General features: G+C 72.6%; 13 protein-coding genes. 6 read left to right on the top strand and 7 right to left on the bottom strand.

Going from position 1 to position 13372, the window contains the following annotated elements:
* Positions 1–181: 181 nt before the first annotated feature.
* Positions 182–793, bottom strand: a complete 612-nt coding sequence (locus ACFU5G_RS24770; protein WP_377250773.1) for a TetR/AcrR family transcriptional regulator — start codon at positions 791–793, stop codon at positions 182–184.
* A 111-nt stretch (positions 794–904) separates the two neighbouring features.
* Here ACFU5G_RS24770 and ACFU5G_RS24765 point away from each other — a divergent pair, with 111 nt between their 5' ends.
* The 5 genes from ACFU5G_RS24765 to ACFU5G_RS24745 all read left to right on the top strand — a co-directional run bounded on the left by ACFU5G_RS24765 (position 905) and on the right by ACFU5G_RS24745 (position 6691).
* A complete protein-coding gene (locus tag ACFU5G_RS24765) occupies positions 905–1897 on the top strand; it encodes a saccharopine dehydrogenase family protein (protein WP_377250770.1) in 993 nt (330 codons plus the stop codon).
* A 44-nt stretch (positions 1898–1941) separates the two neighbouring features.
* Entirely contained in the window at positions 1942–2997 is a 1056-nt protein-coding gene (locus ACFU5G_RS24760; protein WP_377250768.1) for an aldo/keto reductase, read from the top strand.
* 70 nt (positions 2998–3067) lie between these two features.
* Positions 3068–3508: a VOC family protein gene (locus ACFU5G_RS24755; protein ID WP_377250766.1), complete on the top strand. Its 441-nt coding sequence runs from the start codon at positions 3068–3070 to the stop codon at positions 3506–3508.
* On the top strand, positions 3505–5352 hold the full coding sequence (locus ACFU5G_RS24750; RefSeq protein ID WP_377250763.1) for a S9 family peptidase: 1848 nt from the start codon (positions 3505–3507) through the stop codon (positions 5350–5352). The genes ACFU5G_RS24755 and ACFU5G_RS24750 overlap by 4 nt, the downstream gene beginning before the upstream one ends.
* Positions 5353–5359: 7 nt before the next feature.
* Positions 5360–6691, top strand: coding sequence for a CehA/McbA family metallohydrolase (locus ACFU5G_RS24745; protein ID WP_377250760.1), 1332 nt, complete (start codon positions 5360–5362; stop codon positions 6689–6691).
* Here ACFU5G_RS24745 and ACFU5G_RS24740 read toward each other — a convergent pair.
* The 6 genes from ACFU5G_RS24740 to ACFU5G_RS24715 all read right to left on the bottom strand — a co-directional run bounded on the left by ACFU5G_RS24740 (position 6681) and on the right by ACFU5G_RS24715 (position 12625).
* Complete coding sequence (locus ACFU5G_RS24740) at positions 6681–8075, bottom strand: MFS transporter (RefSeq protein ID WP_377250757.1); 1395 nt, start codon at positions 8073–8075, stop codon at positions 6681–6683. The genes ACFU5G_RS24745 and ACFU5G_RS24740 overlap by 11 nt on opposite strands.
* Positions 8076–8089: 14 nt before the next feature.
* Positions 8090–8902 carry a ChbG/HpnK family deacetylase gene (locus tag ACFU5G_RS24735; protein WP_377250754.1) on the bottom strand — a complete coding sequence of 271 codons (813 nt, stop codon included), beginning with the start codon at positions 8900–8902 and terminating at the stop codon, positions 8090–8092.
* A gap of 55 nt (positions 8903–8957) precedes the next feature.
* The gene (locus tag ACFU5G_RS24730) at positions 8958–9518 is read right to left on the bottom strand and encodes a hypothetical protein (RefSeq protein WP_377250751.1); all 561 of its coding nucleotides are present in this window, start codon (positions 9516–9518) and stop codon (positions 8958–8960) included.
* A gap of 379 nt (positions 9519–9897) precedes the next feature.
* Positions 9898–10680: a hypothetical protein gene (locus ACFU5G_RS24725; protein ID WP_377250748.1), complete on the bottom strand. Its 783-nt coding sequence runs from the start codon at positions 10678–10680 to the stop codon at positions 9898–9900.
* A 125-nt stretch (positions 10681–10805) separates the two neighbouring features.
* The gene (locus ACFU5G_RS24720; RefSeq protein ID WP_377250746.1) at positions 10806–11471 is read right to left on the bottom strand and encodes an FMN reductase; all 666 of its coding nucleotides are present in this window, start codon (positions 11469–11471) and stop codon (positions 10806–10808) included.
* On the bottom strand, positions 11471–12625 hold the full coding sequence (locus ACFU5G_RS24715) for an LLM class flavin-dependent oxidoreductase (RefSeq protein ID WP_377250776.1): 1155 nt from the start codon (positions 12623–12625) through the stop codon (positions 11471–11473). The genes ACFU5G_RS24720 and ACFU5G_RS24715 overlap by 1 nt, the downstream gene beginning before the upstream one ends.
* 328 nt (positions 12626–12953) lie before the next feature.
* On the opposite strand from ACFU5G_RS24715, the gene ACFU5G_RS24710 reads away from it, so the two are divergent.
* A complete protein-coding gene (locus ACFU5G_RS24710; RefSeq protein ID WP_026365682.1) occupies positions 12954–13298 on the top strand; it encodes an RNA polymerase-binding protein RbpA in 345 nt (114 codons plus the stop codon).
* The last annotated feature ends 74 nt before the right edge of the window (positions 13299–13372 follow it).

Raw genomic sequence — 13372 nt, 5'->3', positions numbered from 1 at the left:
GCTCAGGCGGAGGCCGCGCGCGCCAGGGCAGCGGCCGAGGCGCTCGTGGCGTCGTTCGAGAAGAAGAAGGAGACGGACAGGAAGGAAGCGGACGCGCACACGTCGCACTGAACCGGACCCGCACCGGGCTGCGCGGCGCCGTCGCCGCGCAGCCTCGTGAGCCGTGCGGTCGCGTCAGGGATCACTCGGGGGGCAGCGTGCTCGCTGCCGGGGCGCGGAGGCCGTCGAGCGCGATGGCGATCGTGCGGCGCCACTGCCCCTCGCCCCGGGTGGCCCCGAGGCACTCGGTCCCACCCATCGGGGCGATCGAGATCAGGACCAGGTCCCGCCAGTTCACGTCCGCCCTGAGCGCGCCGTGGTCCTGCGCGCGACGAACGAGCCGGTCGATGGCCGCCGCCAGCTCGGCACCACGCGCCGCTACCTCCGGCGCGAGTGGTTGTGCGGTGCCGCTCGTGAACTCGGCCAGCCCGAGATTGGCCAGCTGCGCCTCGGTATAGGCGAAGAGGAACCCGGACAGGCCGGCCCAGGGGTCCGGGTCCTCGAGAGCGGCGTCGGCCCATGCCTGGATCTCGGCGACCCCGTCCAGCAGCACGTCCGCGATCAGGGCCTCCTTCGACCCGAAGCGCCGGTAGAGCGTCCCGACCCCGACGTCGGCGCGCTCCGTGATGTCGGTCGTCGATGCCTGGAGCCCGTGCTCGGCGATCGCCGAGCGTGCGGCCTCGATCAGGCGCAGGCGCTTTCGACGGGAGTCCGCGCGCTCCCTCGGAACCTCACTCGTCCCCGTGGTCGCCATGTCCCGAACTGTAGTCGAGCGGACGACGGCTCTCCGCGCGGAGATTTCCTCTCGTAGCGGACGGCCATCCTCCAAACGGAGAGCACCTCTCCGTTCTGTTACGTTGAGGACATGCGAGCCACCACCCCACCTGCCCTGATCGTGTACGGCGCCACCGGCTACGTCGGGCGGCTGATCGCCGAGGAAGCGGTGCGCACCGGGCTCGATGTCGCCGTCGCCGGCCGGGACCGAACCAAGGTCGAGGCGCTCGCCGAGCGGCTCGGCGTCCCTGGCCGGACTTTCACGCTCGACGAGCCGGCCGTCGTGCGGGAGGAGCTCCGTGGCGCCACGGCCGTGCTGAACGTCGCGGGCCCGTTCAGCCGGACCGCCGAGCAGCTCATGGACGCGGCCGTCGCGGAAGGCGTCCACTACCTCGACACCACCGCTGAGTTCGCGACCTTCGCCCAGGCTGAGGAGCGGTCCGCCGCGGCCGAGGCGGCCGGCGTCATGCTGCTGCCCGGCGTCGGCTGGGACGTCGTGCCGAGCGATGCCGTCGCCGTCCACACCGCAGGCAGGACGACGCGGCCGGTAGCGCTCCGGGTGGCCCTGAAAGTGACCGGCGGGTTCTCCCGCGGTTCGGTCTCGAGCGCCGCCGGAATCGCTGACCTGGGCGGACTGGTGCGCGCCGACGGACAGCTCGTGCGCACCGAAGGGGCCGTGTCAGTCACCTTCGACCTCGGCACGGGCCCGGAGCAGTACGACCCGGCCCCGATGGGCGATCTCATCACGGCGTGGCACTCGGTCGGGCTGCGCGACATCGCGGTGTTCATGCGCTCCGACGCGGGGATTCCCGTACCGGGCACCGAGCTCCCGGAGGGGCCTACGCCGTCGGAGCGCGACTCCGGCCGGTACTGGGCGCTCGCGGAGGTCACCGACGCGGACGGCAGCGTCGTCCGCTCGGTGATCGAGACCCCGACCGGCTACACGTACACGCAGCTCTCCGCGGTCGCGGCCGCCCGCCGGGTGCTCGACGGCCGCCACACCTCCGGCTTCCGGACGCCGTCCGCGGCGTTCGGTCCCGACTTCGCGACGAGCATCGCGGACAGCCGGATCACCGACCTCTGACCTGCCCGCAAGCCATACCCAAGACCATCCTCGAGGAGACCTCGATGCGCTACACGACATTCGGACGACGATCGGGCCTACGGGTCTCCGAGTACGCCCTCGGCACCGGCAACTTCGGCACCGCGTGGGTCAGCGGCACGGGCGCGGCTGACGCGCGCGCGATCTTCGACCGGTTCGCCGAGGCCGGCGGCACGTTCCTGGACACCGCGGGGATGTATCAGGCGGGTGAGTCCGAGGCGGTGCTGGGCGACCTGTTGTCCGCCGACCGCGACCACTTCGTCGTCTCGACGAAGTACGGCGCGACCGACGCGGCGCAGCCGCACGTCTCGCTGACCGGCAGCGGCCGGAAGAACCTCGTCGCGTCCGTCGAGGCGAGCCTGCGGCGGCTGCGGACCGACCACGTCGACCTGCTGTGGGTCCACTTCCCGGACGGCGTCACCCCGATCGACGAGATCGTTCGCGGCATGGACGACCTGGTGCGCTCAGGGAAGGTCCATCATGTAGCCCTGTCGAACTTCCCGGCGTGGCAGGTGTCGGCGGCCGCGATCCTGGCCGACCTGCGGGGCTGGGCGCCGATCGTCGGGATCCAGACGGAGTACAGCCTCATCGAGCGGTCCGCCGAGCGCGAGCTGCTGCCGATGGCCGAAGGGCTCGGTCTGGCCGTGAACCTGTGGTCGCCGCTGTCCGGCGGCCTCCTCACCGGCAAGTACCGGACAGGCGGCGAGGGGCGGGCCAACGATCCCAGCCGGTACGTGACGGCGGAGTCCACCGACCAGCGGACCGCGGTCATCGACACCGTCCTGGCGGTCGCCGAGGAGACGGGCGTGAGCACTGCGCAGGTGTCGATGGCCTGGCTCCGTCAGCGGGGTGAACGGTCCGCCGCGACGCTCGTCCCGATCGTCGGCCCGCGCACCCTGGCCCAGCTGGACGACTACCTCGACGCGCTGACGGTGACCCTCACCGACGAGCAGTACGCCCGGCTCGACGCCGTCAGCGCCGTCGAACCGGGTGTCCCCTCCACGATCAACGCGAGCATCCGCGAGAGCCTGCTCGGTGGTGACCTCGCCCGCTTCATCAGCCCGGCCGTCCCGGTGGCCTGAGGGCCAGTAGCTCAAGGCCCGAGCGAGCGGCGCAGGGGCGAGTGTCAGTGGCGGGTGCTGTGATGGCGGCATGAGCCTTCGAGGATTCTCCACCATCAACTACTGGGCCGACGACGTCGGCGCCGCCGCCGACTGGTACTCCGAGCTGCTCGGCGTCGAGCCGTACTTCCAGCGCCCCGGACCGGACGGGAAGCCGGCCTACGCCGAGTTCCGCATCGGGGACAACGAGGCCGAGCTCGGCCTCGTCAGCCGCTCGTTCGCGCCCCCGGGGCTGCCCGACCAGCCCGGGGGCGCGCTCATGTACTGGCACGTCGACGACCTGGACGGTTTCGTGGCCCGCCTGCTGGACCTGGGCGCCACGGAGTACGAGCCCGTCACCCCACGCGGTGACCAGGGCTTCGTCACCGCCTCCGTCGTGGACCCGTTCGGCAACCTGCTGGGCGTCATGTACAACCCGCACTACGTCCAGCAGTTCGGAGGTGGGCCCGGGGCCGCTAGGTTGCCTGAGTGACTTCCGCACCCCTGACCTCCGCGCCCGAGATCATCAGCTCGCTCCTCGACCTGACCGCATGGACCGTTCTCGACGTCGACCCCGAGGGCCGCATCCTGGCCGGGAACGACGAGTCCGGCAGCATGCAGCTCGTCGAGATCGCGCCGGACGGCAGCCGCACCCAGCTCACCGCGCTGCCGTCCCGCTGCTCCGGCCGCTACGTGCCCGGCACCCGGAGCGTGGTGGTGCAGCACGACAACGGCGGCGACGAGCAGATGCAGCTCAGCCTCCTGGAGATCACCCCGGGCGCGGCGCCCGCCACGGCGGGGGACCTCACGCCCCTGGTCCACGACCCCGCGTACAAGCACGACCTGGCGGACGTCTCCGCCGGGTCCGTGGTGTTCCTGACCAACCGGCGTGACGGCGTCGACTTCGACGTCGTGGTGCACGACCTCGCGACCGGCACCCAGACCACGCTGTACGACGGCGGCGGGTACCTCGTGGACGCGGTCGCCTCCCACGACCGGCGCTCGGTCGCGATCACCACGCTGAGCAGCAAGCCGCGCTCCACGCAGATCCTCGTCGCGGGCGGCGCAGACGGCACGGTCACCCGCGACGTCACGGCCGCCGACGAGCACGCCCACCACACGCACGTCGCCTGGTCCGCCGGCGACGACACCCTGGTCATGGCCTCCGACCACGAGCGCGAGCACGCCGCCGTCGTCCGGGTCCGCACCGGAGCCGAGGGGGCCGACGGAGCGAAGGGCACGACCTGGGAGACCCTCGTCGAGGCCGCCGACCACGACCTCGAGGTGGTCCTCTCCCCCGACGGCTCCGCCATGGTCGTCGGCCACCACCAGGACGGCGTCACCACCCTCGCCGTCCACGAGCACGACGGCACCCACCGCTGCGACGTCACCCTGCCCGACACCGGCGTGCCCACCGTCGTCTGGGCCCCCGACTCGTCCCGGTTCGCCGTGCACCTCACCGCCTCCGGCGACCCCGGCTCCATCCACCTCGTCGACGCCACCACCGGGACCTCGACCACCCTGGTCGACGGCCGCGCCCAGATCCCCGACGGCCTGCCCATCGTCCTGCCCACCGTGCACCGCGTCCCCACGCCCGACGGCGAGCAGATCCCCTGCTTCGTCTACCGGCCCGCCACCACCGACACCCCGGTCGCCGGCGCGTCCGTCGTCGTCGTGCACGGCGGCCCCGAGGGCGAGGCCACCCGCCTGTTCTCCCCCGTCATCCAGGCCCTCGCCGGCGCCGGGTTCACCGTGCTGGTCCCCAACGTGCGCGGCTCCGCCGGCTACGGCAAGCGCTGGGTCAGCCTCGACGACGTCGACAAGCGGCTCGACTCCGTCGCCGACCTCGCCGCCCTGCGCGCCTGGCTGCCCGACCTCGGCCTCGACCCCGCACGCAGCGCCCTGTGGGGCGGGTCCTACGGCGGCTACATGGTGCTCGCCGGCACCACCATGCAGCCCGACCTCTGGGCCGCCGGAGTCGACATCGTCGGCATGTCCTCCCTGGTCACCTTCCTCGAGAACACCTCCGAGTACCGCCGCGCCGCCCGCGAACGCGAGTACGGCAGCCTCGAGCACCACCGCGACCTGCTGGTCGCCGCCTCACCCATCACCCACCTCGACCAGCTCCGCGCGCCCCTGTTCGTCATCCACGGCGCCAACGACCCCCGCGTCCCCCTCTCCGAGGCCGAGCAGATCGCCGCGGCGCTCGCGGACCGCGGGATCCGGCACGAGCTGCGGGTCTACCACGACGAGGGGCACGGCCTGGCCAAGCGGGCCAACCGCAAGGACGCCTATCCGGCGGCGATCGAGTTCCTGACCGAGATCCTGGGGCGGTGAGCACGCCGTGACCTTCGAGGAGCGCCGGCTGCGCCTGTCGGTGGACGACCAGATCGAGGGGCGGTACCTCGAGGTGCCGTTCGAGATCCCGGGGCGCGGCGCGGACGCCCTGGAGGTCACGCTCGCGTACGACCGGGACGCCGCCGTGATCGACCTGGGCTGCCGCGACCCGGAGCGGTGGCGCGGCTGGTCAGGAGGGGCGCGGTCCCGGTTCGCGATCGACCCGGGAGCGCGGCCGGTCGCGAACCTGGGCACAGGCACAGGCACAGGCACAGACTCGGGCACAGCCACGCCCGGGTACGAGCCCGGCGAGCTCGTACCGGGCGCCTGGGCGGTGGTGCTCGGCCTGCACCGGCTGCCCGCCGAGCCGATCGACGTCACGGTCACCATCGCCACCGGGGCCGACGCCGGGCCGGTCGAGGACGAGCCGCCGGCGCCGCCCCCGCCGTCGGGCAGCGGGCCCGGCCGCACCCGGCTGGGGCGTGACCTGCCCGCGCCCGACGGCCTGACCTGGTACGCGGGCGACCTGCACGCGCACACCACGCACTCGGACGGGACGCTGAGCATCGCCCAGCTCGCGTCCGCCGCCGTCGGACGGGGCCTGGACTTCCTCGCCGTGACGGACCACAACACCGTCTCGCACCACGCGCACCTGCCCGGCGTCGGCGCGGCGTACGACCTGTGCCTGCTGCCCGGGCAGGAGGTCACCACGCACGCGGGTCACGCGAACGCGTTCGGGGACATCGGCTGGGTGGACTTCCGGCGTCCGGCGCGGCAGTGGTTGTCCGACGTCGAGACGCGCGGCGGGCTGCTGTCCGTGAACCACCCGCTGCAGGACGACTGCGGCTGGCAGTTCCCCGTTCGGACCCCGTTCCTGGAGCTGTGGCACATCTCGTGGTTCCTCGACCTGACGGCGACCGGGCCGTGGGCGTACCTGCGGGGTCTCGGCGGCTCGGCGGACGGCGGACCGGGCGGGAATCCCGTGTTCCTGGGCGGCAGCGACTTCCACACGCCCGACCAGGGCTACCCGCCCGGCACGCCCACGACCTGGGTTGCCGCGGCCGACCGCACGCCCGCGGCGATCCTGGACGCGATCCGCCACGGCCGCACCGCCATCAGCCGCTTCCCGGGCCCGGGCGAACCGGTCCTGGTGCGCGTGGGCGACGACCTGGTCGCGGTCGACGCGGACGGCACCGTCCTGGTCGAGGGCCTGCCGGACGGCGGCACCGACCGCAGGCGCCGGGTCCGCGGGGACCGCGTGACGTTCGCCGCGCCGCCCGAGCACGGCCCCTACCGGCTGGAGGCCGCCGACCGGACGCTGCTCGCGATCAGCGCGTGACCGGCTGGTCGTCGGGCGCATCCCCGGCCTGCTCCTGCGGTGCTGCCGGCAGCCGGATGAACCGCGACACGACCGTGCCGATCGTCAGCAGCACCAGCGGGTACACCGACAGGTACACGCGGAACGCCTGCCCGGGGTCCGGTCCGGGGTCGGCACCCGAGCGGTAGCCGAACCACAGCGCGAGCGAGGCCAGCGCCGCCGCCGTCAGCAGGCCGTTGAGCCGGCCCAGCACCCCGAACGCCGCCAGGAACAGGCCGCTGCGGTGCGTGCCGTGCTGGGCGGCGTCGGCGTCGAGCACGCGGGCGATCACCAGGTCGTTGGTCGCGAGCACGCCGGAGTAGCCCACGGCCACGGCGAGCCCGGCGAGGATGCCGGTGACCAGGTCGGTCGCGAAGTACAGCGGCACGAACCCGACGGCCGCGACCGGCAGCGCGAGCCGCCACGTCCAGGCCGCGCCCTTGCGGCGCACCACGGCCGCCCACACGCTCAGCATGCCGATCGACACGGCGATCACCACGAGCTGCAGGATGCTCGCGTCCAGCGCAGAGCCGCCCAGCGTGTGCGCCACGTAGAGCTGCAGCCCGCCCAGCACCAGCGCCATCGCCGCGCCGTAGCAGGCGTTGACCAGCCCCACGGTCCAGAAGTGCGCCGTCGACAGGATCTGCCCCACGGACCGGAAGAACTGCGGCTTGGGCTCGGCGTCCAGGGCCGGGTCCTCCCGCACGCCGAGCGCGGTCCACAGGATGACCGCCGCCGAGACCACGCCGAAGATGATCGCCAGCCGCCCGTAGCCGACCGTGGAACCCTCCGAACCCAGCACGTTCCGCGCCAGGACCGGGGTCAGCGCCAGCGCGATCACCAGGGCGACCAGCTGCGCGCCCTGCCGGACCGCGTTCGCCGTCGCCCGGCGCCGCTCGTGCGTGAACAGCTCCGGCAGCAGCGCGCCGTAGCTGGCGTTGATCAGGGAGTCCGCCATCTCCGTGGTGATCGCGAAGACCGCGAACCACACCGCCAGCCCCACCGCCGAGTCCGCCACCGCGCCCGGCACCGTGAACAGCGCGACGGTCGTGACCGTGAGCACCAGCGCGCCGACCACCAGGTAGGGCCGACGCCGCCCCCACCGCGAGCGCGTCCGGTCCGACAGGTACCCGAACACGGGGTTGTCCAGGGCGTCCAGCACCCCGTACACCGCGTACACGGTCGCGTAGACGACGGCGTCCAGGCCGAGCAGCTCCACGTACACGTAGAGCATCGAGCCCTTGACCAGGTTGATCGGCAGCGAGGTGCCGAACATGCCGACGCCGTAGCGCAGCGGCGACGTCCCGCGCGGACCCCGCGGCGGGGTGCCTGCCTGCGGTGCGTCCACGGCGTCCTCGGCCTCCACGCCGGTGAGCCTACTCACCACCCGCTGACGAGGTCGATGCCTTCCCGCTCGATCTCCCGGATGAAGACCGGGTCACCCAGCAGCCGCAGCTCCCACACCCGCTTGCGCCACCACGCCGCCGAGACCTCCCGCTGCCGCGGGGTGTCCGGCGCCGGGTGCAGGAAGATCTCGCTCGTCCCCTCGGGCAGCCGGCGCAGCAGGCCCAGGTAGTGCTCCCGCAGCGTCGGGTAGTCCCGGGCCTCCGCGTCACCGCCACGATGGGTCGCGATCACCCGCGGGATGCGCACCCCCGCGGCGTCCGCGGCCGCGACGGCGCTCGCGTGCCGGGTGCGGACGTCGGCACTGGCCAGCAGGGGGTCGTCGTCGCCGTACAGCTCCAGGCCGCGAGGCATGCGGAACGCCAGCCCGTGCGCGGCGCAGAACGCGATCGACTCGGCGAGGTAGGAGCGGCCCAGCAGCCCGTAGAGGGTGCCCTGGTGTGAGTCCAGCCGGCCGGGCGACGGCGCGCCCGCGTCCGCGGCGGCTCGCGTCAGGGCGTCGACCTGGGCGCCGATCCGGTCGGTGACGTCGTCGAACCCGCCCTCCGGCGCGGGCGTGGGGAGCACCACGTGCACGCCCGGGGCGACGTCGGGCGCTGCCTCGGCGACATGCAGGACGGCGCGCGCCGCACCCGGGTTCTCCGGCGGGCTGCCCGGCCCCGCGCCCGGGTCGAGGGTGATCACAGAGACCGCCGTGAGGGGTGATCCGGCCAGGAGGGCGGCGATCTCGCGGTCCGCGTCGGGATCGGTCCCGGCGTCGTCGGCGGTGAGGACGAGGCTGCGCGTCATGCGGTCCAGTCTGGCGCAGCGGCGGACTGTCCGGGCCCCGAACGGTCCCCTGACCTCAGTCTTTACCGATGACGCTGGTGCCGAGCGCCGTCCGGACCTTGCCGAGCTCCAGCTCGAGCTCCCAGGGCGTGGTCACGTGCGGGATGGCGGACGGGACGCTGGACGGCTTGGCCGTGTGCAGGGTGAGGCTGGCGCCCAGGGTGTCGGCCCGCCAGACGCCGGTGCCCACCACCTCGTACTCGCCCACGTCGGTGCGGTGCAGCATCACGACGTACTCGTGGTCGCTGCGCAGGATCGACGCCAGGTTCACCCCGGGTGGCGAGGAGGCCGAGCCGACCTGGGTGACGACCAGGCTCGCGTCCTTCTCGACCTCGCCGAGCATCACCTTGCGCAGCTCCAGCTCGGTGCGCGTCCAGGGCACCCGGTCCACGACGTCGACCCCGGACCGGCCGGCCTGCACCAGCGCGACGACGTCGGCGTCGGCGACCAGCTGCTCGACCGTCGAGTACTTCTCGGGAACGGTGAAGTTCGCGACGCTCGCCTCGCGCGCGCACCCGCCCAGCAGTCCGCCCACCAGCAGGACGCCGAGCAGCGACCCGCCCACACGTGCACGCATCAGCCGCTCACCCCCTGTCGTCCTGGTCATCAGGTGCCGGTGGGCACCCACTGAGAGAGAGCGACAGGTCGCGGCGCGCGGGGCGCCTGCTTCGTGTACTCGCTTGCAGTGCAACGAATGGTCCCCCGCTGCGAGAAGCGGGTACAAGGGTTCACCCGGGCTAACCAGCGCGGATCAGGCTTGTGATTTACCACTATCTGAAAACTCGGCGGAGAACCGGCTGAAAACGGTCAGCGGGCAGGGGGGCCTGCGGGGCAGTGACCGGCAGGACCGCTGACCGACGGCGCCGTACAGCACGACGTCCGCCGTCCCGGGCCTCAGGGAGGTGGACGGCGGACGTCGAGGAGCTGTCCTGGTGAGCGGGCGGGGCGGGCCGCCGTCAGGCGGCGTGGGTGCTGGCGATCGCGCGTACGAGGCCCGACGTCGAGATCGAACCCTTGCGGTAGCGCTCGACGGCGGCGACCAGCGCCTCGCCGACGTCGCTCGGAACGCGCGAGGACGGCGCCGTCGGGTGCCAGATCTCGCGCTCGAAGACGGCGGTCCGGCGGGCCGGGCCGCGGAACAGGCGCCCGGCCAGTGCGGGCGGAGCACCGGCCGGAGGCGCGGGCACCGGAGGCAGCGGTGCGGGTGGCGGGGGCACCGGAGGCAGCGGCGCGAGAGGCACTGCCGCGTTGGGCTCGGGCGCCGCGTTCGGCTCGGGCCGTGCGGCCTGGTTCGCAAGTTGGGAGGCCCGGTATCGGGCACCGGGGTTCCAGCGCAGTGTGGGCATGACCGGCGGGGCGTGCCGCACCCCGCTGCTCTCCCGGCGGGGAGCGGGCGGGTCCGAGGGGTCGGTGGCCTCGGAGAGAAGGGCAGGCTCAGGAAGGTCGGCGACCTCGGAAAGCCCGGTCGTCTCGGACGACTCGGCAGCAGCAGCGGTCCGTGCTGCCTGCTCGGCGTGCGCCTGCCGCAGTGCGGCGACGATCCGGGCGACGCGTCCGGTGTCTGCCCGCGGGCTGGTCACGGCGGGCGCCGGCTCGGCGGCCGGGTCGCCTTCCACGGCTCCGGCAGCCGGGTCCTGTGCGGCTGGAGCCTGAGCATCGGGAGTCTCGGCACCGGGCGTCTCCACCTCGGTCTCGTCCGGGACCTGGTCCTGCGTACCGTCCGTCGTGTCGTCCGCCATGACCGCGCTCCCTCACCATCGACTGCCCGCGACCCGCTGCGGTTGCTGTCCCATATGTTCCCTGCCCTGCCCGGGACGTGCAAGCCCCGGGCAGGGCAGGGTCATGGTGCGGTCATGACGGCTGGTCAGTCGCCGCCCAGCAGGTCGAGGAAGCTGGGGGTGCTGGCGAACGGGTCGTCCCGCTTGGTGTGCTCCCCGCGCGCGGCCACCGTCGCCGCGAGGGACCGGCCGGCCCGCTCGATGCGCTCGGGCAGCGAGCTCGCGCCGTCGTCGCGCCGGGTGCGGTCCCCGGCCTGCGCCCAGTCGTCCGTGGCCGCGAAGACCGACGTGGTCACGACGTCGGCACGCAGGTAGGTGAACAGCGGGCGCATCGAGTACTCCAGTGCGAGCGAGTGCCGCGGCGTGCCGCCGGTCGCCCCGAGCAGCACGGGCATGCCCGTCAGGGCGTCCTTGTCGAGGATGTCGACGAACGACTTGAACAGCCCCGAGTAGGTGGTGGTGAAGAGCGGCGAGACGGCGATGATGCCGTCGGCCTGCGTGATCGTCTCGATGTCACCGGCCAGGTCACCCGTGGGGAACCCGGTGAGCATCGCGTCGATGATCGCGTGGCCGTGGTCGCGCAGCTCGACGACCTCGACGGTCACGTCGTGGCCGAGCGCCTTCAGCTCGCGCGCGGTGGCGTCCGCCAGGCGGTCCGCCAGCAGGCGCGTGGAGGAGGGCTGGCCCAGCCCCGCGTGTACGACGGCGATGGTGCGCCGGGGCCGGTCCTCGGTGGGGACGATCCCCGTCATCAGAGCGCCTCCTCGGCCAGCGTGCCGGTGAACTCGTCGCCACCGTCACCCACGTGGGTGGCGCCGGCCTCGCCCTTGGCCTGGGCCGCGGCGACCCGCTCGGCGTGGGTCGGCGGGTTGGCCGGCACGTCGGCCGGACGCTTGGCGTCGGCGATCTTGCGCAGCTCGGGCACGACCTCGGAGGCCAGGATGTCGATCTGCTCCAGGACCGTCTTGAGCGGCAGCCCGGCGTGGTCCATCAGGAACATCTGGCGCTGGTAGTAGCCGACGTCGTCGATGAACGAGCCGTACCGGTCGACGACCTCCTGCGGGGAGCCGACGGTCAGCGGCGTGTCGCGCGTGAAGTCCTCCATGGTGGGGCCGTGCCCGTAGACGGGCGCGTTGTCGAAGTACGGCCGGAACTCACTGATGGCGTCCTGGCTGTTCTTGCGCATGAACACCTGGCCGCCGAGGCCCACGATCGCCTGGTCGGCGCGGCCGTGGCCGTAGTGCTCGAACCGCTGGCGGTAGAACGCCACCATCTGCTTGGTGTGGCTCATGGGCCAGAAGATGTTGTTGTGCAGGAAGCCGTCACCGTAGTAGGCGGCCTGCTCGGCGATCTCGGGGCTGCGGATCGAGCCGTGCCACACGAACGGCGGCACGCCGTCCAGCGGGCGCGGGGTGGCGGTGAAGCCCTGCAGCGGGGTGCGGAACTTGCCCTCCCAGTCCACGACGTCCTCGGTCCACAGGCGGCGCACCAGCGCGTAGTTCTCGATCGCGAGCGGGATGCCCTGGCGGATGTCCTGCCCGAACCACGGGTACACGGGGCCGGTGTTGCCGCGGCCCATCATGAGGTCCATGCGGCCGTTGCTGATGACCTGGAGCATCGCGTACTCCTCGGCGATGCGGACCGGGTCGTTGGTGGTGATCAGCGTGGTCGCCGTGGACAGGGTGATGTCCTTGGTGACACCCGCGAGGTAGCCGAGCATCGTCGTCGGGCTCGAGGCCACGAACGGCGGGTTGTGGTGCTCACCGGTCGCGAAGACGTCGAGGCCTGCCTCGTCCGCGTGCTTGGCGATGGTGAGCATGGCGCGGACGCGCTCGGTGTCGTCCGGGGTGTGCCCCGTCGTCGGGTCCGTAGTCACGTCGCTGACACTGAAGATCCCGAACTGCATGATGCTGTGCTCCTCGATCGTGGTGCTCCTGAGCGGGTCGCCGCTCGCGCTGTTCATGCATCTGCATGAACATGGGTCTCAACCGGCGACCCGTGCTGATTGTTCCCGCCGCGAACACGGTCACCTGCCTCGACGTGCGTGAGATCGCGCACATACACACCCAGTTTGCCCGGAGTGCGCTTGCGGGCGCACGTCCGATCGGTAGCCTGGTTTGGCACGGCTGGTCGTCAGACCGCTGAAACATGGGCTGGAACATCACAGAGGGTCCCTGCGTTGGCTATACGGACCTTTTTCCGCCACCTATCCCGACAACCCTCTGGAGGACATCGTGCCTGACCGGTCCCTGCGCGGTATGAGCATCGGTAGTAAGAGCATGGAGTCTGACGAGGGCGTGGACTTCGCCCCTCGGTTCCAGGCCTACTACGACTGCCCCAACGGCCACACCATCATCCTGCCCTTCGCCACCGATGCGGACGTACCCCCGATCTGGGAGTGCCGCTGTGGCGAGGAGGCGCTGCTCCGCGACGCCGAGAAGCCCGAGCCGAAGGCGACCAAGCCGCAGCGCACCCACTGGGACATGCTGCTCGAGCGCCGCACGGTGAAGGAGCTCGAGGACCTGCTCGACGAGCGCCTCGAGCTGCTGCGCGCCGGCAAGCTGCGCCGCTCGGCCTGACCCCTTCCGGGGGCCACGCCGCCCAGCAGCAGGAATAGCAGAACGACCGCCGGTCCGGACCCTCGGGTCCGGAC

This window comes from Promicromonospora sp. NPDC057488, from assembly GCF_042802395.1.
Lineage (GTDB): Bacteria > Actinomycetota > Actinomycetes > Actinomycetales > Cellulomonadaceae > Promicromonospora.
This window is presented reverse-complemented; position numbering and strand designations above follow the sequence as displayed.